The organism is Pseudocitrobacter sp. RIT415 (assembly GCF_003057695.2).
In the GTDB taxonomy this organism is placed as follows: domain Bacteria; phylum Pseudomonadota; class Gammaproteobacteria; order Enterobacterales; family Enterobacteriaceae; genus Pseudocitrobacter; species Pseudocitrobacter faecalis.
The window spans coordinates 306,488-330,293 of the sequence record NZ_QBJC02000001.1 but is presented as its reverse complement, the minus strand read 5'-3'; the positions used below and the strand labels follow the sequence as shown (position 1 = coordinate 330,293).

Genomic DNA, 23,806 nt, shown 5'->3' with positions numbered 1-23,806 from the left:
CATCCTGCGAAGGACGTTAGCCGCCTGAGATCCTGTTGTTATGGTGGGTAATCCGAAGGGGAAGTGCCTGCGCCTACAACGTAAGGAAGTTTATTTATTTGTAAGATAAATGTAAAACTTATGAGCATTAAATGTATAACAAATGGAGATTGATCAGAAAGAACACTGCAGGGAGCGGTGGGGAAGTCTCCCTGCAAAGTGCCTGGGATCAGGCGTCAGCGAGCTGAAGTGAGGACGCTTCTTCGGCGTCTTTTTTACGCTGCTGTTCCAGTTCCAGTGCCCCACGATGGGACAGGTAGCAGAACAAAATACAGCAGACAATCCCGCCCATCAGCAGATAAAAACCACCGTGCCAGCCCATTTTATCAACCATGACGCCAAACAGGCTGGTACCCAGTGAGGCGCCAAAGATGTAGCTCATAAAGCCGCGCAAACCGACTGCGGAGCCCACCGCAAAGCTGGGTACAATCTCCATTGTTTGCACAGAGGCAAGGAACTGCGGGACATAAATCAGACAGCCCACGATGGCGGCAAAAATGGTCACCATCAGCAAAGATTCACTTTTCCAGTAGCCGATCAGGCAAACGAAAATCAGCGCCATGCAGATCATTGCCAGTGGCATACGACGCCCTTTGAAGAGCTTATCGGATAACCATCCCGCCAGCAGCGTAGAGGGGATCGCGGCCCATTCAAAAAACAGGAACGCAATGCTCATTTGTTCTTTGGAAAAGTGTTTAACGGTCAGCAGGTAAATGGGTAACCAACTGATCATACCGAATCGCACCATGTAGACGAAAACATCGACCAGAGAGACGTACCATGCATTTTTATTGCGCAGGACATAGGTGCAGAAAATCTGGAACGCCGTCATGTTTTCCGGTGCGCTGACCGCATGGCGCGTTTTGAGCACCACTTTTTCTTCCGGCATCATCTCTTCCAGCGCAGGCAGACCTTCCTTACGCGGAGAGCCTTTACCCAGTGCCAGCACGATCAGTGCAAAAACGACGGCCACGCAGGCCGGGACAATATAGCTGGCGCTTTGCCAGTGTTCGCTTCCCAGAATAGCGAATCCAGCCCCAACGATTGGCGCGACAATACCGCCACCCACGTTATGAGAAATATTCCAGAATGCACCTACACGCCCGCGTTCCCGGCGAGGGAACCAGTTTGCAATGGTAATAAAAGAGGGGCCAACGCCCATCCCCTGAAACAGGCCATTAAGAATAACTAACGCGGCGAAAATCCAGAATGCGGTGCTGAAACCCAGCCCAACGTTGACGATGGCGCACAGTACCAGGCCCGCCGCCATAAATACTTTTGGGCTGGCTTTATCAGCCAGGCTACTCATCACACCCTTACTGATGCCGTAGGCAATTAGCATACAGCTGCTGAGTAAGCCTATCTGCGTTGCGCTGAGATCTAATTGCTCTTTTAAATAAGGCGTCGAGAGGGTGAAGTTATTACGAACAATATAATATGCCAGATAGCCCAAAAATACGCTAAGCAACGCTTGCATCCGGTATCGATTATAGGTTGCCTGAACTTTCTCCGCCGGAACTTTATCGGCGGACTGTCCTGTTTTAAATATTGATAACATGGTGTCACCTGTACTTTTAATTGATATAGACAGCAGGAGTAATCGACATAAAGAGTGCGGTAATTACCGTATGGCTTCAAGTTCAGGAAATGTGTCAAAAGTGACTCAAATGAGTATGCAGATAGGCCATTTTTGACTCAGTAATTTATGACTAACCAGTTTATTATTATTTTTGATATCAGATTTATCTTCGTCTTGTGCGGCTATTAACAAATTGCATTATCCTCCTCTGGTATCATTATTACAGTTCAGCAATGCTTGCCAGGATATCTCCGTATTCGTCAACGGCATTACGGATAATTTAAAACGGGTAAGTTTTGCCACAATTTTTATTTCGCGGGAATTTGAGATTTATGAGAGGGATCACATTCGTGTTTTGCCACCTGGTCAGAAGACTGGGCAAAATCGCTATTTTGTTATCGCTGTTTCTGCTTTCCAGGCCGACGTTGGCACAACATGGCGAACTGGTGATGGCGACAACATTTTCACCCGGCGCGACCGCGTGGATTATTCAGCGCTGGCAAACGCAGCCTGATTCCGTGACCATCCGGACACTCAACCGTACCAGCGCTTCTCTGGAGCAATTACTGGATACCTCCAACGCTGAAAATGTCGACCTTATTTTGACTTCCTCACCGATGCTGCTCCAGCACCTTCAGGAACATCAAAAGCTTGCACCGCTGGAAGAGGTTCCACAGAACAGTCTGCGCCTGGTGCCTGAGTCGATTCGATCTACCTCCGTTGCCGTTGCGATTTCGGGGTTTGGCCTGTTGATTAACCGCTCGGCGCTGGCTGCACGTCATCTTCCTGCTCCCGCAGATTGGGATGATTTGATGCATCCGCGCTACCAGGGGGCTCTGCTGATGAGCAGCCCGTCGAGGTCTGATACCAATCATTTGATGATTGAAGCGCTGTTGCAGCAAAAAGGCTGGGCGCAGGGCTGGGAAACGCTTCTGGCGAGCGCCGGCAATTTAGTGACCATTTCATCACGAAGTTTTGGCGTTGCCGATAAAATTAAGAGCGGGCTCGGCGTCGCCGGGCCGGTTATTGATAACTATGCCAATTTGCTGTTAAACGATCCGCATCTGACGTTTAGCTATTTCCCCCAATCGGCGGTTTCGCCTACCTATGTGGCGGTGCTCAAGAAAAGCCAGCATGCAGGGGAAGCCCGGCGTTTTATTCGCTATCTGCTCAGCCCGGAAGGTCAGCGTATTTTGGCTGATGCCAATACCGGGAAATACCCGGTGACGCCGCTGAGTTCCGACAATCCCAGAGCCGCGCAGCAGGCCGTGTTGATGAACCAGCCGCCGTTGAACTATCGACTGATACTGAAACGTCAGCAGTTGGTGCAGCGCATGTTCGATACGGCGATCAGCTTTCGTCTCGCGCAACTCAAAGATGCCTGGCGAGCGCTTCACAGCGCTGAAGCGCGGCTTAAACGGCCTTTGCCTGACATTCGCGCGTTGCTCACCCGCGTGCCGGTTGATGCTGCGAGCAGCGAAGATGAAGCCTGGCTGGCGCAGTTTGATAATAAAAGTTTTGCCGAGCAACAGATGATGGAATGGCAGCTTTGGTTTCTGAATAACCAACGCCAGGCAATCAATAAACTGGAAGAGTTGAAATGAAGGGCAAGTCGGTGCTGCAACGCGTGCGGCAAATGAGTATCAGTAATAGCTTACGCGGCGCTTTTTTAATGGGGGCACTTCTGACCTTAATTGTCAGTAGCGTTAGCCTTTACTCCTGGCACGAACAAAGTTCGCAGATACGTTATTCACTTGATGAGTATTTTCCGCGCATTCATTCTGCTTTTCAGATTGAAGGAAGCTTAAATCTGGCCGTCGATCAGTTAAACGAGTTTTTATTAGCACCTAACACCACGGTGCGTTTACAACTGCGAAATCAGATTATCCAGCAACTGGATAAAATTGAGCGGCTCAGCCAGGGCCTGACGCCCAAAGAGCATCAACAACTATCAATGATTTTGCAGGATAGCCGGAAATTGTTATCCGCGCTGGACAGAGCGCTTTATAACATGTTTCTGGTACGTGAAAAGGTCAGTGAACTTTCCGCCAGAATCGATTGGCTGCATGATGACTTTACGACCGAGCTAAATTCGCTGGTGCAGGATTTTACCTGGCAGCAGGGAACATTGCTTGATCAAATTGAAACCCGCCAGGGCGATACCGCGCAATACCTGAAGCGTTCCCGGGAAGTGCAAAATGAGCAACAGCAGGTCTATACACTCTCGCGCATTGAAAATCAGATTGTTGACGATCTTCGCGATCGCCTGAATGAACTGAAATCGGGAAATGATGACGGGATGTTGGTTGAGACGCATATTCGTTATCTTGAAAATCTCAAAAAAACGGCGGATGAAAATATCCGCGCGCTGGATGACTGGCCCAGCACTATTACGCTGCGGCAAACAATTGATGAGCTTTTGGAAATCGGCATGGTGAAAAATAATATGCCTGACACAATGCGCGATTATGTCGCCGCGCAAAAAGCCCTCATCGATGTCAGCCGCACGCGTGAAGCGACACTGGGGCGGTTTCGCGTATTGCTGGAGACACAACTCGGTAATAGTCATCAGCAAATGCAACGCTTTAATCAGCGAATGGAACAGATTGTTCGCGTGAGTGGCGGGTTAATTCTGGTCGCGACATGTCTCGCGCTTTTACTGGCCTGGGTGTTGAACCACTATTTTATTCGATCGCGACTGGTTAAGCGGTTTACCGCGTTGAATCAGGCGGTTGTGCAAATTGGTTTGGGCACTACCACCACGGATATTCCCGTGTATGGCCGGGATGAACTTGGACGCATTGCCGGTTTACTGCGTCATACGCTTGGCCTGTTACATTCACAAAAGCGACAACTTGAGCAGGAAATTACCGAGCGTAAAGCCATCGAAGAGGATTTACGCTCAACGCAGGATGAACTGATTCAGACGGCAAAACTGGCCATGGTCGGGCAAACCATGACCACGCTTGCGCATGAAATTAATCAGCCTCTGAATGCGTTATCGATGTATTTATATACTGCGGGCCGTGCTATCGATATGGGGCAAACCGATCAGGCTAAAACAACCTTGCTTAAAGGGGAGGGACTGGTCAGCCGGATTGGTGCCATCATACGGTCTTTGCGGCAATTCACGCGGCGTGCCGATCAGGACATAGCGTTAAAGCCCGTCGACCTAACGCAGACCTTTAATGCCGCCTGGGAATTACTTGCCATGCGCCATAAGCCGCAACAAGCCGTGATGTTTCTGCCCGAGACAAATGCATGGGTTCGCGGGGAAGAGGTTCGTCTGCAACAGGTGCTGGTGAATATTCTGGCGAACGCCCTGGATGCGTGCCCAGGCGGCGCAGAGATAAACGTAAGCTGGCAAAGAGAGGGAGACACGCTTTGTGTGCTCATTGCCGATAATGGCCCGGGGTGGCCCGAGCATTTGCTGCCGACGCTGTTGAAGCCTTTTACAACCAGTAAAGATGTTGGGCTGGGCATTGGTTTATCGATCTGCGTCTCGCTCATGACGCAAATGGAAGGAGAACTGCGTCTGGCATCGACCGTAACAAAAAATGCCTGTGTGGTGCTGCAATTTAAAATGATGGATGTAAATGATGTCGAGTAACGAGTTTTCCATTCTGCTGATCGATGATGATGCCGACGTGCTGGATGCCTATACCCTTCTGCTTGAACAGGCGGGTTACCGCATTTTTGTCTGTAATAATCCGCTGGATGCGCAGCAATGGATTGAGAAAGACTGGTCTGGAATCGTGCTTAGCGATGTCTGTATGCCGGGTTGCTCTGGCATTGATTTAATGACGATGCTGCATCGCGACGATAAACAGCTGCCTGTCTTATTGATTACTGGCCATGGCGACGTCCCTATGGCCGTCGAAGCGGTGAAAAAAGGGGCCTGGGATTTCCTGCAAAAACCGGTCGATCCCGGTAAATTGCTGACACTTGTTGATGCTGCCTTACGCCAAAGAAAGTCGGTTATCGCCCGCCGTTTACGCCACCAACAACGACTACAGGTCGAGGTGGTAGGGCGTAGCGAATGGACGCAACGTTATCGGCAACGTCTGGAGCAACTCAGTGAAACGGATATTGCCGTCTGGTTTCACGGGGAGGCGGGAACTGGGCGCATGACCGGCGCGCGTTATCTTCATCAATTAGGACGCAATGCAGACGGGCTGTTCATCTGCCACGACGTGATGCCTGAAAACAGGGCCCAGTTTCAGGACGTTATTGCCCGAGCTTATGGCGGCACGCTGGTAATAAGTCGTCCGGAAAATCTAAACCGGGAACAGCAATACCAGCTTGCTCAGCTTCAAAGCCTGGAACAGCGTCCGTTCCGTTTGATTGGCATCAGCCCCTCTTCTCTGGTTGAGTTAGCCGCTGCCAATAATATTGTTGCAGAACTTTATTACTGCTTTGCCATGACACAAATTTTCTGTCAGCCCTTATCCCAGCGACTGGACGATATTGAACCATTATTTCATCACTATTTACACAAGGCCTGCCAGCGTCTTAATCATCCTGTACCCGACGTAGGGGCCGAAGTCCTGAAAAGAATGCTGCGTCGGGGGTGGTCAAATAATATCCGTGAACTGGCGAATGCCGCTGAATTATTCGCGGTGGGCGTGCTGCCGCTGGCGGAAGTGGCTAACCCGCATCTGCATGTCAGTGAACCAACGCCGCTGGATCGACGTATCGACGAAATTGAACGGCAGATCATTACCGAGGCGTTAAATATTCATCAGGGACGCATTAATGAGGTTGCAGAGTATTTGCAGATTCCCCGCAAAAAGCTCTATCTGCGGATGAAAAAGCATGGTTTGAGTAAAGAGCATTATAAGATGTAGTGAGATAACACGTTGGCAGGAGGGCTGAATGGTGCCCCCTGCTAACGTCGAATTTGAGCACTCTCAGCTGTCATGCTCAACTCTGACTGTAAATGAAATGTTCTCTTCGGCACATAAAGCCGTTTTCGCTCCTGACGCTTCCTTATGGCAAACGCTGTGTTGCTCACATAAAGCAACGTTGTAATTTTCTGCTCCTTTTCTCTTTTTGACCTAAAACCCTATCTTCTAAAATGCATGGGGATTCTCGCTTTGTTTATATTGATTTAAATCAATCAACGATCATTCAGATAATAATTTCCCGATATCTTTAACTGCTTCGAGATAAATGTTTGCTTTGTGTAATAAAAGTAGTTCGTTTTACTGACATTTCAGTACCATTCACTAGATGTGCTCAGAGGAAAATTCCTAGAAATTTACTTAAATCAGATTAAAGATCGGTAAATTTGATCTCTTGTCGATCATTATTCTATTATGGCGTGCAATGAACTTTCGTTTGAAAAGTGTGCACAGCACTAAACTGAGGGATGATGAGATGGCTGATAGTTTCCAGAATGAAGTGCCAAAGGCACGTATTAATCTAAAGCTTGACCTGCATACAGGGGGCGCGAGCAAGAAAACGGAACTTCCACTGAAATTACTGGTGGCGGGCGATTTCAGTAATGGTCAGGAGTCTGCGCCGTTGTCTGAGCGCAAAAAAGTTAATCTCAATAAAAATAACCTTGACTCTGTGCTTTCTGAATATTCCCCAAAATTAAACCTCACCGTTAAGAATACGCTGGCTAATGACGGCAGCGAAGACAATATCAGTCTGACATTCCAGAGTATGAAGGATTTCACCCCGGAGCAGGTTTCCCGTCAAATTCCTCAGCTGAAGGCGATGCTTTCCATGCGTAATTTGCTTCGCGATTTAAAAGCGAACCTGCTGGACAATCAGGCTTTCCGAAAGGAGCTTGAAAAAATTCTACTCGACCCAGCATTAAGCGCAGAACTCAGAGCCGAACTTTCAGATCTGGCCCCAAAACACCCCTAACCGTCACCCGGTAATCACGGATTAACCAAGGAATGCTCATGTCTGTAAAAAATGAAAACGCCGCGGCTGGCGAAAGCGTTGTGCTGGAACGTCCTGCAGCAGGTGGGGTTTATGCGTCGCTGTTTGAAAAAATTAATCTTAACCCGGTGTCTGAACTGAGTGCGCTGGATGTCTGGCAGGACGCGCAGGCGATGTCGGATGCGACTGCGGATGAACGTCTAACGGCCGGAATGCAGGTGTTTCTCGAGTGCCTGACAAAATCGGGCTCAAAGATTGAAAAACTCGACAAAAATCTGATTGACCACCATATCGCAGAGCTGGACTACCAGATTAGCCGTCAGCTGGATGCGGTAATGCACAGTGAAGAATTTCAGGCGGTGGAGAGCCTCTGGCGCGGTGTGAAATCCCTGATCGACAAAACCGATTTTCGTCAGAACGTGAAAGTTGAACTGCTGGATATGTCCAAAGAAGACCTGCGTCAGGACTTCGAAGACAGCCCGGAAATCATCCAGAGCGGCCTGTATAAACACACATATATTGATGAGTATGATACCCCGGGCGGAGAGCCGATTGCCGCGCTGATTTCTGCCTACGAGTTTGATGCCTCTGCACAGGATGTTGCCCTGCTGCGCAACATCTCTAAAGTCTCCGCTGCTGCCCACATGCCGTTTATCGGCTCTGCCGGCCCGAAATTTTTCCTGAAAGATTCAATGGAGGAAGTGGCGGCCATCAAAGATATCGGTAACTACTTCGACCGCGCTGAATACATCAAATGGAAATCCTTCCGTGAGACGGACGATGCCCGCTATATCGGTCTGGTGATGCCGCGTGTGCTGGGTCGCCTGCCGTATGGCCCGGATACAGTGCCTGTACGCAGCTTCAACTACGTGGAAGAGGTGAAAGGCCCGGATCACGACAAATACCTGTGGACCAACGCCTCGTTTGCGTTTGCATCCAATATGGTGCGCAGCTTTATTAACAACGGCTGGTGCGTACAAATTCGAGGCCCACAGGCCGGCGGTGCCGTGCAAGATCTGCCTATTCATCTGTACGATCTGGGCACCGGTAATCAGGTGAAGATCCCGTCAGAAGTGATGATCCCGGAAACCCGCGAGTTTGAATTTGCGAACCTGGGCTTCATTCCTCTGTCCTATTACAAAAACCGCGATTTTGCAGCATTTTTCAGTGCGAACTCCACCCAGAAACCAGCCCTGTATGATACCGCAGATGCCACGGCCAATAGCCGTATCAACGCGCGTCTGCCGTACATCTTCCTGCTATCGCGTATCGCGCACTACCTGAAGTTAATCCAGCGTGAAAATATCGGCACCACCAAAGACCGTCGTCTGCTGGAACTTGAGCTTAACACCTGGGTGCGTAGCCTGGTCACTGAAATGACCGATCCTGGCGACGAACTGCAGGCTTCTCACCCGCTGCGTGACGCCAAAGTGGTGGTGGAAGATATTGAGGACAACCCGGGCTTCTTCCGTGTGAAACTCTATGCGGTGCCACACTTCCAGGTGGAAGGGATGGACGTCAACCTGTCACTGGTTTCCCAGATGCCGAAAGCCAAATCCTAAGGCGAGAGGAAATCAGGGATGAAAATTTACCGCCCACTTTGGGAGGATGGGGCCGCTCTGGCCCCGCAACAGTTCCAGCAGCAAGCTCGCTGGAATGAACACGTTGCTGACATGGTCGCCCGGATGGGAATTTCTCATCCCTGGGGCGTGGTTGCGGCAGAGTTTGATGATGCTGCACTGGCACTCTCGCGTCTCAATGCTACCCGTTTGGTGGTGCGCTTTCAGGACGGTACCTTTGTCGATACGGGCCTGGCAGATAATCTTCCACCGGTCTGCGATGTGTCTGTTGCTGCTGGCGCTGAGACTGTTGATGTTGTGGCCGCCTTGCCGCTGTTAAGCGCCAGTGGTGGCAACCTCGATAATGGACAGGACAGTGAGCGCCCGCGTCGCTGGAAAGCGGAGCGTGTGGTGGTGCAGGAACTGGCCGGCCATGAAAGCGGGGAGCTTGCGATCCTGCGTCATGCGCTGACCCTGCGTCTGTCCAGCCAGGAAAACACCGCATACCTGACCTGTCCGGTGGCCCGTCTGGTGCGTAATGCACAGGGGCAGTGGAGCCGTGACCCGGCCTTTATCCCGCCGATGTTGTCTGTTGCTGTAAGCCCGCTAGTGACGACGCAACTGGGTGACCTGCTGGTCCGTCTACAGGCTCGCCGCCGTCGCCTGATGGCCATGCGCCGCGAAAGCAATGAGCGGATGGCCGACTTTGCGGTAGCGGATGTCTCCCTGTTCTGGCTGCTCAATGCCCTGAACAGCGCCGAGCCGGTACTGACAGAACTGCTGCAGACGCCGGAACGTCACCCGGAACTGTTGTACCGAGAGCTGGCACGTTTGGCCGGCAGCCTGCTGACGTTCTCACTGGAGCATGACGCGAGCGATATTCCTGCTTATGAGCACGATGCTCCCGAACGGGTATTCCCGCCGTTATTGGCCTTGCTCGATAAGCTGCTGGAAGCGAGCCTGCCTTCGCGGGTGGTGAGTATCCAACTAGAGCATCAGGATCAGATCTGGAAAGGCGCCCTGCACGATACGCGTTTGCGCGAAGGTGCAGATTTCTACCTCTCTGTACGCTCCTCCATGCCGAACGCTGAACTTCAGACGAAATTCCCGCAGCTGTGTAAAGCGGGCAGCTTTGATGATGTATCTAATGTGGTGAATGTGGCCCTGAGCGGAATGGTTATCAAGCCATTGACCCATGTTCCGGCCGCTATCCCGTTACGTCTTGAGAACCAGTATTTCTCGCTGGATCTGAGTACTGATGCGGCTCGCGCGATGCTTGAGATGGGCAACTGCACCTTCTATACCCCGCGCTCACTGGGGGATGTGGATCTTGAACTCTTTGCGGTGCTGCGCGTATGAATAAATCCGAACTCAGCCAGATAGAACGTATTTTCTACCCGGGCTGGCTGATGGCCAGCCAGCTGCGCGGCGGGCAGGAAGTCCGGGACGGGGAAGGGCTCTATCGCCGGGCCAGTCGTCTGGTGCAGGAGGCGAAAACGGCGCTCACCGAGGCAGGTTACAGCGACATCAGCCGTGATCATATGGTGTATGCCTTGTGTGCACTGCTTGATGAGAGCGTGATGAACCGGGGAACTACCGACGATGGTTATCTAACCTGGCACCGTGATCCACTGCAGGCGCACTTCTTCGGCACCCTCAATGCGGGTGAGGAACTGTGGGAGCGCATCCGAAACTTGCTAAAAGAAACGGCACCAGATCCCGCCGTCCTGACCTGTATGCACCGGACTCTGCAACTGGGATTTGTGGGGCAATATCGCGCCCAGGATGATGAGCGTCGGGAAGATATTGTTCGCGCGCTTGCGGAACGGGTACCGGCCTTCATGCTGGCACAGGACGCTCCCATTGTTGCCCGGGTATCTGGCCTGCGTAGTGGTCGTCGGGGATACTGGCTGACCTGGGTTGTGGCTGCTGCTGCTCTGGCAGCACTCTGGTTCTTCCTTTCGTCTTCGCTTGCCGAACTGGTAAGCCAGACTGTCAGGCCGGGGTAAGCTATGCGGGATGCATACCGAAGTCTGTTAACTGCCATAGGGGCTGTGCTGGCGCTGTGGCTCATTCTTGGATTCTGGCCGCTGTCCACGGGCAGCCGCGTGGCACTCAGCTTGCTGGTTGTGCTGGTATCCGGGGGGATGTTCTGGCGTCAACGTCGGGCTTCGCAGGCACGTGCGACCGCTGTCGGTGAGATCGTGGATGAAAACCTGCCGCCGGAGGATTTTCAGGGGGCGGTGATCCTCGTCTGTGGCGATAACTCCCCGTTGTTTATGTCCGGAACCCGCTACCGGGAAACCCGTCAGGGTTGGTATTTGTGGGTGAAGGATGCGGAGCAGCTCCCCCTCTTTGCTCAGCAGCTGAGCCTGGTGCGCCCGGCCTTGTTGTCACAAATCTCCGTCATGCTGGCGGTGATACCTGAACAGCACACCTCCTATGAGGGTTTTACTCAGTCCCTGCGAGGCTGGCAACGTGCTGTCATTCAGTGCCGTGCGGCATTTAGCACGATCCCTCCGCTGTGGACCGTGACCTGGGTATCGCCCCCAGTGCCTGGCCCGGAAACTGAGCCTGTCTGGTTTACCACGTTAAGCCAACGAAGCGGTATTCAGGTGTTTCAACCCGGTCAGGGCAATGTGTCACTGACGGAGTGGGCCCGGGAGACCGGCTCTGATACACGCCATTCTCGTTTGAGTCAGAGCCTGTGGCTGGACAGTCTGCTGGCCTGGCAAAAAAGCGCAGTGGATGACCTGTTGTTAGTACGGCGAGGTGAGCTGCCGGAGATGAAGCCCTGCGCGCAGGGCATGTGCATGGTGCCGGTGAGCGGTGTCTCGGGCAATCTGTGGCAACAGCACATCACCGCCGTGACGGCGCTACCACCGGACGTCGTTGTCACCGCAGGGCCACTGCCTCTGCCAGAAATGCTCCTGCCAGCGTTACCGCGCCGACGTGGTGTTAGCCACAGAATGATGTTCTGGCGCAACGCCGGATTACTGGGCGGGATTTTCCTCGCACTGGCGATGCTTGCCTCCTGGATGAACAACCATCGGCTCATTCGTAATGTGGGTGATCACCTTGCGTTATATCACCAGCTGACGGGTGAGCCTGTTGCCCCGAAACTACGTGCCCAGCAGCGCCTGCGTGCCGATGGCGCATTGCTGGATGACTGGGCGCGTCGCGGGGAGCCACTGCGTTATCAACTGGGTCTGTATCAGGGGCTGCGCCTGGTGCCGCCCATTGAGGCTGCCGTCAGCGACTGGGCTCCTCCGCCACCGCCTCCGCCGATCATTAAGAAAATTATTCAGGGTCCGAAAACCATCCGCCTTGACAGCATGTCGCTGTTCGATTCGGGCAAATCGGCGCTGAAAGCCGGGTCCACCAAAATGCTGGTGAACTCTCTGGTCGGCATTAAGGCGAAACCGGGCTGGCTGATTGTCGTGTCCGGACATACCGATAACACGGGTAACCCGAAACTGAACCAGACGCTGTCCCTGAAACGTGCTGAAGCGGTACGTGACTGGATGCGTGATACCGGCGATGTACCGGAAAGCTGTTTTGCGGTGCAGGGCTATGGTGAAAGTCGCCCGATCACAACTAACGACACGGCGGAAGGGCGCACGCTCAACCGCCGTGTCGAAATCAGTCTGGTTCCGCAGGCCGATGCCTGTCAGATACCCGGCAAAACCCCAACGTCATCGCTGGATGGTGACGAATCACAATCAAATGGAGAGTAATTCCATGGCAATTCCTGTTTATCTTTGGCTGAAAGACGACGGCGGTGCGGACATTAAAGGGTCTGTAGACGTTCAGGATCGCGAAGGCAGCATCGAAGTGGTTGCACAGCAGCACAACCTGTATATCCCGACCGACAACAACACCGGCAAGCTGACCGGTACCCGTATCCACACGCCGTTCCTGTTCACCAAGGAAATCGACTCGTCCAGCCCGTACCTGTACAAGGCGGTAACCACCGGTCAGACCCTTAAGTCTGCGGAATTCAAATGGTACAAAATCAACGATGCGGGCCAGGAAGTGGAGTACTTCAACACCAAACTGGAAAACGTGAAAGTGGTGAAAGTGAATCCGGTGATGCACGACATCAAGGATCCTGCTTACGAGAAACATAACCACCTCGAGCAGATCGAACTGCGTTACGAAAAAATCACCTGGACCTACAAAGACGGCAACATCATTCATTCCGATTCCTGGAACGAACGCGCCACCGCGTAAGTCGCATGCGGACAGGGTTTCCTGTCCGCAGTTTTTGCTGAGTGCCTGTCTGATGCGGGCTTTCAGCAAAGAAAACCACAAACTGCCCGCCTGACCGTATGCGCTTTGGTCCCCTTCACGGGAAACAGCGATGGGCGGTAGCGTGTCCAGGAACCGACAAAGAGAGAGAGTCATGGAAAATCCAGCCATTCTGTTGCGACGTCTGAACCCTTACTGTGCCCGCGCGATGGAAGGCGCAGCGTCCCTCTGCCAGACGCGTGCTCATGCGGAAATTTTGCCGGAGCACTGGCTGCTGAAGCTGCTCGAACAGGGGGTAGGTGATCTGACGGTGCTGGCACGCCGCTACGAGTGGGATATGGATGCACTGTGGCAGGATTTGCTCGACTGGCTTGATGCGCTTCCTTGCTCTGTGCGTAAACGCCCACAGCTCTCTGACTCCCTTCAGACACTGCTTCAGGAGAGCTGGCTGATTGCCTCTCTTGCTGGAGAAGAACAAATCAGAAGTGTCCATCTGCTGATGGCGCTGGTGGGGAAACCTAAACTCGCGCGTTGTGATGGATTGTGGCCATTACTGACAATTGGCCAAACGCAACTGGAACGCCTGCGCCCGTTGCTTGATGCGCAATCCGATGAACGCCCGGAGGCGCAGCAGGAGGAAGCGTTATCCCACGCGGGAGGCGACGTGGAGATGGTCGGGCGGCCGATTGGCGCGGCGGTTGAAGAGGGGGTGCTCTCGCCCGCGCTGCAAAATGCACTGGATAAATTCACCCTCGATGTCACCGCCAAAGCCCGCGAGGGCAAGATCGACCCGGTGTTTGGCCGTGATACCGAAATCCGCCAGATGGTCGACATTCTCTCGCGCCGTCGTAAGAACAACCCGATCCTGGTGGGGGAACCGGGCGTTGGTAAAACTGCACTGGTGGAAGGGCTGGCCCTGCGCATCGCCGAGGGCAACGTACCGGGATCCCTCAAACCGGTCAGCCTGCGGACGCTTGATCTTGGCTTGTTACAGGCGGGAGCAGGAGTGAAAGGGGAGTTTGAGCAACGCCTGAAAAACGTCATTGATGCGGTGCAGCACTCCTCGACACCGATCCTGCTGTTTATCGATGAAGCGCATACCATTATCGGTGCGGGGAATCAGGCCGGTGGCGCGGATGCCGCCAATCTGCTGAAGCCTGCGCTGGCGCGCGGTGAACTCCGGACTATCGCTGCCACAACCTGGAGCGAATACAAGCAATATTTCGAACGCGATGCGGCACTGGAACGCCGCTTCCAGATGGTGAAAGTGGATGAACCGGATGACGATACCGCTTGCCTGATGCTCCGTGGACTGAAATCCCGCTATGCGGAACATCACCATGTACATATTACCGATGATGCGGTGCGTGCCGCCGTTACGCTCTCCCGCCGCTACCTGACAGGCCGCCAGCTACCGGACAAAGCCGTTGACCTGCTCGACACCGCCGCCGCGCGTGTGCGAATGAGCCTCGACACCGTGCCGGAAGCCATTGTGCGTCTGAAAGCACAGCTGACCGCACTGGAGCTGGAAGAACAAGCCCTGCTGGAAGATATCGCCGCAGGCTGCAACCGTCATGGCGAGCGACTGAACGCCATTGCGCAACTGCGCGATGAGCGGGAACAGACGCTGCAACAGCAGGAAAGCCGCTTCAGCACGGAAAAAGATCTGGCGCAGCAGTTGATGACCCGCCGTCAGGATATCAGCCAGCAGGCGGAGATCATGGTGTTGCAACAGCAACTGGAGGCAGAGCAACAGGGTGACGCGCTGGTGCAGGTGGATGTTGATACCCGCACGGTTGCCAACGTGATTGCCGACTGGACTGGCGTACCGCTCTCTTCATTAATGAAAGATGAGCAGAGTGAACTGCTGACTCTCGAAAATGAAATCGGCAGGCGCGTTGTGGGGCAGGAAGTGGCCCTCGAAGCCATCGCCCGGCGTCTGCGCGCAGCGAAAACCGGGTTGACGTCAAAGAATGGCCCACAGGGCGTGTTCCTGCTGGTCGGGCCGAGCGGTGTGGGGAAAACCGAAACCGCGCTGGCGCTGGCCGATGTGATGTACGGCGGAGAAAAATCGCTCATCACCATCAACCTCTCTGAATATCAGGAACCGCATACGGTTTCTCAACTGAAAGGCTCACCGCCGGGCTATGTCGGTTACGGCCAGGGCGGCATTCTTACCGAAGCGGTTCGCAAACGGCCTTACAGCGTGGTGTTGCTCGATGAAGTCGAAAAGGCGCACCGCGACGTGATGAACCTGTTCTACCAGGTGTTCGATCGCGGCTTTATGCGCGACGGCGAAGGCCGTGAAATCGACTTCCGTAACACCGTTATTTTGATGACCTCTAATCTGGGTAGCGACCACCTGATGCAGTTGCTCGATGAACAGCCGGAAGCCACCGAAGGCGACTTGCATGAACTGCTGCGCCCGATCCTGCGCGATCACTTCCAGCCAGCCCTGCTGGCCCGCTTCCAGACCGTGATTTACCGCCCGCTGGCTGAACGCGCTATGCGTACCATTGTGGAGATGAAGTTGTCACAGGTCAGCAAGCGCTTACATCGTCACTATGGCCTGACCACGCATATTGATGAGAGCCTGTATGATACGCTGACCGCCGCCTGTCTGCTGCCGGATACCGGGGCGCGTAACGTGGACAGCCTGCTCAACCAGCAAATTTTGCCGGTGCTGAGTCAGCAGTTGCTGACTCATATGGCGGCGAAGCAGAAACCACAGTCGTTGACGCTGGAGTGGAGCGAGGACGAGGGGGTGGTGCTGGCGTTTGAAGGCCTGGTAGCCCTTTAATTAAAGGATATCGATCATGGATAGTGCGTAAGAGATTGCCAGAGATATGCTGAATTCCATTAATGGGTGGCGAAAGGGATTATTTCATTTCCCGTAAGGGTGGCATATCTTGGGTATGATTTTATGGATACTGAACACCGCAGGGAGAATCAGGATGATAAATATCGGCTGGCAAGGTTAATAGAGAAAGTTACTTTCAATGATGAAGCTATTTATAAAGTCATTACCCCTTTGTTGATGAATACAATTCAGAAGAGTTCGCTAAGATTTGTAGATACTGCTTTGGTGAGTTATGAATTTTAAAAAAATAGGTATCTCTGTAGGCTTTAATATAATTTGCACTATTGGTGCGACGCTGGCACTTTTAGGGTTTATTCTTGCATGTTGGTTCTTTTTTGCATCAGAGCAAGAGGGGCGTTTCTATCGGGGGGGGATTTCTCTGGTTGCTGCGTTTATTGGTTATGCGATCTATTGTTATACATTTCCAAAAATACATAAAAAATGGACCGATCGCTATTAATTTTATATCGGAAAGTGGTGAGGTGATGGTTATGGATATTATAACTTTACGCTAGCCTGTATTTAGGATGAGTGAGAGCATTTCAAGTGGTCATTCATTATAATTGCAAGGTTTTACTTAATATCATTCTGAATGTGGATGGTGCTTATAGAATGGATATTTAATTAAAATGGCCAGGGCCATACTCAATATGGGCACGGGGAAGTTATTCAACCCTGTTGTTGGCAAAAATCGGTGCGCGTGGACAGCCTGCTGAATCAGCAGATTCTGCCGGTGCTGAGTCAACATATGGCAGCGAAGCAGAAACCACGCTCCCTGATGCTCGGCTGGAGTGATGAAGGGGGGATTTTGCTTGAATTTTTAGGCGCGACTGAACGCTAATCCGGAGGCAGAGAATGACCATTCATGATGATAGTGAGAAGAAAAATAAGAACGACAAGAAGCAGGATGATGAATTAGTCAGAAAACTGACCTCCGGGGAAATCGCCTTAGCCAGAACGGTATTTGGTAGCCGGATCGATTACGAGAAGGTTAAAATCCATCGCAGTAGCTATCTACCATTTGGGTTGCAGGATGAATATACAGCAATGACGCCGAATGGTGAGATATATTTCCTGTATTGGTATCGCGATGACTTCTCAAAAAGCTTGCCATTTTTACAACATTTATTTATTCACGAAATGAGCCATGTTTGGCAGAGAGAGCGGGGAATGAATGTCATTGCCAGAGGATTGATAAGCTGGATGGTGAGCTATCGATATGTGCTCGATGGACGGCTGTTAAGCGAATATCCAATGGAACAGCAAGCGCAAATCATTGCAGATAATTTTGCGTTGCAAAGTAAAGGGTATTATGGTTGGTTAAAGCTGAGGATTGACCATAGTATAACTTTGGAGGGCGATATTTCTGAATCTGTCATTAAGCAAGGGTATAAAAACGCGTTAAGAGGTTTTCCATGGTAATTCCGATCATTGTTCGGGTTCTGCGTGCAAGCCTGCTTGCTGTCATATGTTTGCAAACTTTAACAGGATGTCCAGGGCCTGGCGATAGACTGCAGCCAGATGAAGAGGGGCATATCATTGTTAATGATGGGAGTGTTTGCTTCTCTGTCAATGATGGCGATGACTATGAATTAAAGTACATATCCATTAATCCTCGGGGGACGGAACCCAAAGATGAAAAAATAATTTTCAGCCCACAGTTACGGATAAGTAATGAATTACTTTGTATTCCACCATCGTTTTATAATTTTAATAAAGATGGTCAGTATTTCATTCAAGCCAGTTTTGCCTCTTTAAGGCATGCAGACAGTCCTCGGCGTATTGTTTCAGCGCTTGAAGTGAATAACGGCGTGGTCCATAGCATACGACCCAACGATATGGAGATCCTAAGGCCGTATGATGAAATGATAAAGAATTGATGAATGGCAGTCTCGGGAAGTGAGTAATTTTCTTTAGCATGAACATTTTTGAAATGCCCGAATAAATGATTAGAGCCCTCGTTGCGCTGTCGGGGCTGGAATGGTAATAACTTTTTCGTACTCGCTGAGTACCCCTGATTAAATCTGCTACTTGCCCTTCATCAATAGAGTCATGGACAGCAGGTTATCCCATGGAGTCAAAATCATGAGTCTGACAGATACGCTTAAGAACACCCTGTCTGCCCTAACTGAAGATGGGCTGAACCGCTACCGTCTGGATATACCGTCCTGTACTGCCTCACTGGATGTGGAAGAGTTTAACGGTAATGAGTTCATGAGTGAGCTTTATACCTATACCATCATATTTACCAGTAGCGATCAGAATATCAGTTCAGCGCAACTGTTGACCAAACCTGCCACGCTGACCATGGGTACCGGGCCATTGATGGGGCTGACCGGGCAGAAAGTGGTGCATGGCGTGGTGACGCATTTTAAGCGTATCAGTGGTTCACGTGACCAGGCGATGTACCAAATTATTATTGAGCCGTTCCTGTCTCTGCTGCGCAATCAATTCCGTACCCACCGCTTTTTTGTCGATAAGTCGGTACCAGAGGTGGTTACTGAGGTGCTTCAGGAACATGGCCTGAAAGACTGGGAGTATGAGTTCACCCTCAAAGCCGACTATCCGAAGCGTGAACAGATTAACCAGTACAAGGAAAATGACCTCGAGTTCATTGAGCGTCTACTGGCCGAAGTGGGGATTTTCTACTTTTTCACTTTACAGCCCGATACCCAGACCGAAGTGGTGCATTTCGCCGACAAGCAGAGTGCATGGATGTTCGGGAAGTCTCTGCCGCTCAGCAGCCCATCGGGAATGAGTGATAATGCAGCGGACTCGGTATGGGGGATTAACGTCCGACAGAACGTGGTTGAGCGCTCTGTCACCGCCAGCGATTACAATCACCGTGAAGCCCAGAATGTCCTGACCTCTGTACCGGCGGACATGACCCGAGGCGACGGTGACGGTGTTACCTACGGTGAGGTTTATCAGTACCTGCCGCGCCATCTTGAGCGCGGAGACAAAATCACACCATCAGCTGAAACAGGCAACTTTTGGGCCCGCCTAGAGCATGAGCGCTTTCTGTCCGGACAAACGACAGTCAGCGGATGCAGTAATGATGCTCTGCTTTCTCCGGCCCAGGTGCTGACCATAAGTGAAAGTGTGGTTCTGCCGACACTGCCATCAGAAACGGACAACGGCGTAATCATTACCCGCACGGACTATATAGCCAGCCGTAAAGATGCCCTGATTGTGATGTGGGAGGGGATGCCGTACTACGAGAACCGCTGCTGGCGTCCTTCCGCCAAAAAACGCCCGGTGGTCAGTGGTACGCTGATGGCGCGTGTGACCAGTGCCAAAGATAACGACATCTACGCCTGGCAGGATGCATCCGGCATGTACCGGGTGAAGTTTGATGCCGACCGTGATGACAAAAAACAGGGCATGGAAAGCATGCCGGTGCGTTTTGCCAAACCTTATGGGGGTGACAAATACGGTTTTCACTTTCCGCTGATACAGGGTACTGAAGTCGCCATTGCGTTCCATGAAGGTGACCCAGACCGTCCATACATCGCTCACGCCCTTCACGACTCCCGCCACGTTGACCACGTCACTGAACTGAACAGCACGCGTAACGTTATCCGCACCGCTGGTCTGAACAAACTGCGGATGGAGGACAAGCGCGGCGAAGAGCACATTAAGCTCAGTACCGAATACGGGGGTAAGACCCAACTGAATTTAGGGCACAACGTCAATGCTTCCAGGGTTCTTCGTGGTGAAGGGGCAGAGTTGCGCACTAACGACTGGGTCAGTCTTCGTGGTGGTAAGGGCATTCTGCTTACTGCAGATGCTCAGCCTGACGTCGGCAGTAAAATGCTTGAAATGGACAGGGCTGTAGAACAACTGGAGCAGGCACTCTCGCTGGCAAGAAGCCTCCAGGCCGCTGCGAAAGGGGCACAGGCAACAGTATCTGACATCGACAGCCAAAAGACGCTAAACAGCTCACTGAAATATCTAAAAATGCCAGGATTGCTGGCCAGTGCTCCCGCTGGAATAGGTATTCTCAGTCCTGAGGCTGTCCGGCTTGCTTCAGGCGGGGCAAGTATTGGCCTTATGTCAGGTAAAAACACGGATATCAGCACCGGGCAATCGTTCACTGTAGCGGCAAGCGAGGCTGTAAGTTTGTTTGCACAGGCTGCAGGAATGAAAATGTATGCAGGGGCAGGGACGGTTGATATTCAGGCACAAGCTGATGCCATGAATGTCTCAGCATTACAGGACATCACTGTCGCCAGTGGTCAGGGTAGCGTGAAGGTAAATGCCAGCAAGGAACTGATTTTAAGTTGTGGTGGTGCTTATATAAAACTGAGTGGCGGGAATATTGAGCTGGGATGTCCGGGAAATATTTTGCTGAAAGCGGCCAATGTTAATCAGACAGGTCCTGCAACACTGGATACACCACCGGCGACTTTCCCGAAAGGATACAGCGAAGGGTTTACCACGACGTCATTAGCAAGCGGAGCAGTCAAGCCTTTCACGACATATAAAATTACGACGGCTGAAGGGGAGGTTTATGAGGGCATTTCCGGTGCAGAAGGAGAGACTTCTCCAATATTTACGTCTATGCCATCGCAGTTAAAAATCGAATATCCGCGCAATATTGCTGATAGCCAGGAGGGCGAATAACATGACTACCGCTGTATCCTCACTCTGCCGTAAAAACCCCCATGCTCCATGTGACGAGCAAATGCCCTACTGGGTCGAATTTCAACTGGTTGATGAGCAGGGCGATCCCGTGGCGAATATGCCATGGACTGTTGAAAGTTCTCATCCAGTTTCCGGACCAGTCGATAACTTTACGTATACAGGTCAAAGTGACTCAGATGGGCTTATTCGCATTGATATGCCGCATGGACTTGAATTGAGGCTGACGTTAGATGGCAATCAGTTGGCAAGGGAAATGGAAAATCGTTCCTTACGCGTTAGTCGCGATGCGGAAAATGATTCAGTTGTGCGTCCTGACGCTGAAGAGAAAGGATATATCTGGCATTATGCCGTGATCGGTGAACTTTGCCGGACTCTTCCTTCTATTGAGTTAAGAGATGGAGAAGTCTGGCCGCCATTCCACTTTCCTCAGAATAAAATTCTGAAAGGGGTGGTAATAAGAACCAATGAACTTGAAAAGCGACACGTTATAGAAATATGTCCGTTCAGAGCCTGGGAGCTTGTTCTGCATCATCAAAAGGACTATTCCATTGCAAATGGAATTAATCTTGGTGCTGCAGCAACGCTTGCCTATGCAGACGACAGTACTCTGGATACGGTGTCAATTACGCGCTTTTTTATCAACCAGTGCCAAGATCTTTCTCGCTTACCTCTGCTTTATAAAGACGACTCAGCATGGAATACGTTAGTACAGGATGTTCCCTACAGTAAGCGGTATTATCCCCCGGTATTTATGGATACCTCGCGCGATACTTCGACTAAGGTAGATGAGAAGACCCCACATGGAACAGTACAGGCAGAGGACGATACTGCTGCAACAAAGGCAGATGGTGATACGCAGCTTTATTATGTCTATAACGCGGATAAGGTGATCATTGCCTGGCGTGGAACAGCCAGTTTATTTGATGTGGGAACGGATCTTGCATTCAGACCGGTAAATTCAGAATTATGTAATATAGATAAAACGCAATGTACTAGCTTACTGCCTGCTGGAAAAGTACATACCGGATTCTGGAGTGGATATAGTCGGGTTGAGAAAAAATACACTGCCGAAATTAGAAAGCTAGAAGAGTTATCTGGTTCTCTAAAATTATTTATATGTGGCCACAGTTTAGGAGGCGCACTAGCATTAATTCATTCGGTAAAATTAAAAAATATCAATCCAGTTCTTTACACTTATGGTATGCCGCGAACCTTTACCCGCGAAGCCGTAATGCAATTATCGGAGATTACCCATTTCCGGCATGTTAATGATAACGACCCGATCCCTGCGGTCCCGGCAGAAGCTAATCTGGATAATGAGCTATATAAACTCTGGGGATGGCTTGGGGGGACGCTCGGTTTCTTCTGGTCAGTTGGTGAACTTCTCGCTTATCAGATGGTTGCGTGGGGAGACTGCTTCTGGCACCACGGTAATACGGTGGCCTTTCTCACGGTCACCCAGAGCCGAGAGTGGCAGGAGTGCAAGAGAGACCTGCCAACTCCGGCAGGATGTATTACCATCAGGAACTTACTACCTCTTAAGGCTAAGCTTTACCTGGTCCCTGCACTGGCAGAGCAGGAGATGCAGCAGGCAGGTCAGAAGCAGAAAGAATTTAAAGCGTCACTGACGCAAGCAGATCTAACTGGCTTTTTTCCTAAAGGTAGTAATCCGGACAGAGGCGTTAATTTAAATTTTTTTGATCACTTTATGACCTCATACATGCCCTATATGTATAACAAAGTGTTAGAACTTATTGATAACGCCGGGATAGTGGAAAAACGTACCTTTACTGAGCATCTGAATAATGTTGATGCTTTCAGGGAGCAAATGGCAGAAAATAAAAATGGCATACCGGAGAGAGAGTTAACAAGAAATAGCATCTTTCTGAATATAGAAGGACTGCTGGATGCATCGCTTTCCCCTACGTTATCTATGCCGTCTGGCAACGATACGCTTTTGCGGTTTGCTCAATACGGAGAAGAGGCAATGGAAAATGTATAACCAATCAAAAAGTGTTCTGCTTTCTCTGATGTTTTTTACTGTGGCGGGTTGCAGTATGAGCCGGGCTGTAAACAAAACCTTATCTCCGCCAGCGGATACAAAATGGGTCAATGTTGAAGTAAAAAATCCGTCTCAGTATACAAAACCCTTCCCGCTGGAAGTCAGATACATCTCGTATGAATGTAAGAAAAAAAGAATCAGTGGATTTGATGGCTCAGTTATTACGGAACCCAGCTATAATGTTATCGGGATCCCCATGCAGCAAGAGAGCGGGGATATCTGGAAAGCAAAAGTGGCTATGATCGGTGGTGGCTCGTGTAAGTGGACGTTGAGTGCGGTCAATTTAGGTATCGAGTATATAGACGCGACACATCTTGGTAAGGATCTTGTACCCGGTACTGCGGTAGGAGTGTCGCTCGCTTTTGATAATGATGCTTCTCGAAATGGACAATATAGAATTGTGAAAGGGGATTTAAATTTATCACCAAAATATTACCCATATATAAAAGAGTGGCGATTAATACGAAACGAGAATGAATTGACTCTCTTGGGGGAGAAAGATTTTTTGTTGTATCATGTTATTGGTGCTAATAACGTTTTATTTCAACCGTTATTAGATGAAAGGAAGGTTATTAGACGTGTTGAACCAGAAAAAAAAATTGATGGTGTCTACTCCAAGATAATTTACCCAGACGGAAGTATTGCACCTGAAAGATCACTATTCCCTGATTTTGATAAAGTCGATAAAATGAAAGTTGGCAAATAATGATAGACGAGTTTTGCGTTTAATGTCTATTAAGTTAATTAACTATCACGCTTATACGCCAGCACTTTGCTTTTGAGGATTGCTGAATGCGGATAAAAGTTAATTGAAAATGTCTAACCCATCAAAATTATTCTGCTCTCCCTAGAGTTGTTTTTCTATGTGGGTTATGGAATGAATCTATATTTACTTGATTTAAAATTCGATGAGG

At 50.8% G+C, this 23,806-nt stretch carries 19 protein-coding genes; 18 read left to right on the top strand and 1 reads right to left on the bottom strand.

Annotated elements, in window-relative coordinates; translation table 11 throughout:
• Positions 1-208: 208 nt before the first annotated feature.
• Positions 209-1,597: a phosphoglycerate transporter PgtP gene (gene pgtP, locus DBY68_RS01450; RefSeq protein WP_108473517.1), complete on the bottom strand. Its 1,389-nt coding sequence runs from the start codon at positions 1,595-1,597 to the stop codon at positions 209-211.
• 413 nt (positions 1,598-2,010) lie between these two features.
• On the opposite strand from pgtP, the gene pgtC reads away from it, so the two are divergent.
• From pgtC to DBY68_RS01370, 18 genes are all read left to right on the top strand, one after another.
• Positions 2,011-3,222 carry a phosphoglycerate transport regulator PgtC gene (pgtC, locus tag DBY68_RS01445; RefSeq protein WP_167405888.1) on the top strand — a complete coding sequence of 404 codons (1,212 nt, stop codon included), beginning with the start codon at positions 2,011-2,013 and terminating at the stop codon, positions 3,220-3,222.
• Between the two features lie 11 nt (positions 3,223-3,233).
• Positions 3,234-5,228 carry a two-component system sensor histidine kinase PgtB gene (gene pgtB / locus DBY68_RS01440; RefSeq protein ID WP_167405889.1) on the top strand — a complete coding sequence of 665 codons (1,995 nt, stop codon included), beginning with the start codon at positions 3,234-3,236 and terminating at the stop codon, positions 5,226-5,228.
• Positions 5,218-6,465, top strand: coding sequence for a sigma-54 dependent transcriptional regulator (locus DBY68_RS01435; RefSeq protein WP_108473519.1), 1,248 nt, complete (start codon positions 5,218-5,220; stop codon positions 6,463-6,465). Before pgtB ends, DBY68_RS01435 begins: the two co-directional genes overlap by 11 nt.
• A gap of 532 nt (positions 6,466-6,997) precedes the next feature.
• Complete coding sequence (gene tssB / locus DBY68_RS01430) at positions 6,998-7,495, top strand: type VI secretion system contractile sheath small subunit (RefSeq protein ID WP_108473774.1); 498 nt, start codon at positions 6,998-7,000, stop codon at positions 7,493-7,495.
• Positions 7,496-7,527: 32 nt separating this feature from the next.
• Entirely contained in the window at positions 7,528-9,075 is a 1,548-nt protein-coding gene (gene tssC, locus DBY68_RS01425) for a type VI secretion system contractile sheath large subunit (protein ID WP_108473520.1), read from the top strand.
• Positions 9,076-9,093: 18 nt separating this feature from the next.
• Positions 9,094-10,431: a type VI secretion system baseplate subunit TssK gene (gene tssK, locus DBY68_RS01420; RefSeq protein ID WP_108473521.1), complete on the top strand. Its 1,338-nt coding sequence runs from the start codon at positions 9,094-9,096 to the stop codon at positions 10,429-10,431.
• Positions 10,428-11,081, top strand: a complete 654-nt coding sequence (gene tssL, locus DBY68_RS01415) for a type VI secretion system protein TssL, short form (protein WP_108473522.1) — start codon at positions 10,428-10,430, stop codon at positions 11,079-11,081. The genes tssK and tssL overlap by 4 nt, the downstream gene beginning before the upstream one ends.
• A 3-nt stretch (positions 11,082-11,084) precedes the next feature.
• The gene (locus DBY68_RS01410; protein WP_199538642.1) at positions 11,085-12,809 is read left to right on the top strand and encodes an OmpA family protein; all 1,725 of its coding nucleotides are present in this window, start codon (positions 11,085-11,087) and stop codon (positions 12,807-12,809) included.
• Between the two features lie 4 nt (positions 12,810-12,813).
• A complete protein-coding gene (hcp, locus tag DBY68_RS01405; RefSeq protein WP_108473523.1) occupies positions 12,814-13,305 on the top strand; it encodes a type VI secretion system effector Hcp in 492 nt (163 codons plus the stop codon).
• Between the two features lie 172 nt (positions 13,306-13,477).
• On the top strand, positions 13,478-16,123 hold the full coding sequence (gene tssH / locus DBY68_RS01400; protein WP_108473524.1) for a type VI secretion system ATPase TssH: 2,646 nt from the start codon (positions 13,478-13,480) through the stop codon (positions 16,121-16,123).
• Positions 16,124-16,246: 123 nt separating this feature from the next.
• Positions 16,247-16,426 carry a hypothetical protein gene (locus DBY68_RS22880; RefSeq protein ID WP_108473525.1) on the top strand — a complete coding sequence of 60 codons (180 nt, stop codon included), beginning with the start codon at positions 16,247-16,249 and terminating at the stop codon, positions 16,424-16,426.
• Complete coding sequence (locus DBY68_RS22705) at positions 16,416-16,643, top strand: hypothetical protein (protein WP_146745427.1); 228 nt, start codon at positions 16,416-16,418, stop codon at positions 16,641-16,643. The genes DBY68_RS22880 and DBY68_RS22705 overlap by 11 nt, the downstream gene beginning before the upstream one ends.
• Before the next feature lie 234 nt (positions 16,644-16,877).
• Complete coding sequence (locus tag DBY68_RS22875; protein ID WP_158529097.1) at positions 16,878-17,024, top strand: hypothetical protein; 147 nt, start codon at positions 16,878-16,880, stop codon at positions 17,022-17,024.
• Between the two features lie 14 nt (positions 17,025-17,038).
• On the top strand, positions 17,039-17,605 hold the full coding sequence (locus DBY68_RS01390; RefSeq protein ID WP_108473526.1) for a type IV secretion protein Rhs: 567 nt from the start codon (positions 17,039-17,041) through the stop codon (positions 17,603-17,605).
• Positions 17,599-18,063, top strand: a complete 465-nt coding sequence (locus tag DBY68_RS01385) for a putative T6SS immunity periplasmic lipoprotein (RefSeq protein ID WP_108473527.1) — start codon at positions 17,599-17,601, stop codon at positions 18,061-18,063. The genes DBY68_RS01390 and DBY68_RS01385 overlap by 7 nt, the downstream gene beginning before the upstream one ends.
• Positions 18,064-18,268: 205 nt before the next feature.
• Complete coding sequence (vgrG, locus tag DBY68_RS01380; protein WP_108473528.1) at positions 18,269-20,809, top strand: type VI secretion system tip protein VgrG; 2,541 nt, start codon at positions 18,269-18,271, stop codon at positions 20,807-20,809.
• Position 20,810: 1 nt separating this feature from the next.
• A complete protein-coding gene (locus DBY68_RS01375) occupies positions 20,811-22,832 on the top strand; it encodes a lipase family protein (protein ID WP_108473529.1) in 2,022 nt (673 codons plus the stop codon).
• Positions 22,825-23,598: a hypothetical protein gene (locus DBY68_RS01370; RefSeq protein ID WP_108473530.1), complete on the top strand. Its 774-nt coding sequence runs from the start codon at positions 22,825-22,827 to the stop codon at positions 23,596-23,598. Before DBY68_RS01375 ends, DBY68_RS01370 begins: the two co-directional genes overlap by 8 nt.
• The last annotated feature ends 208 nt before the right edge of the window (positions 23,599-23,806 follow it).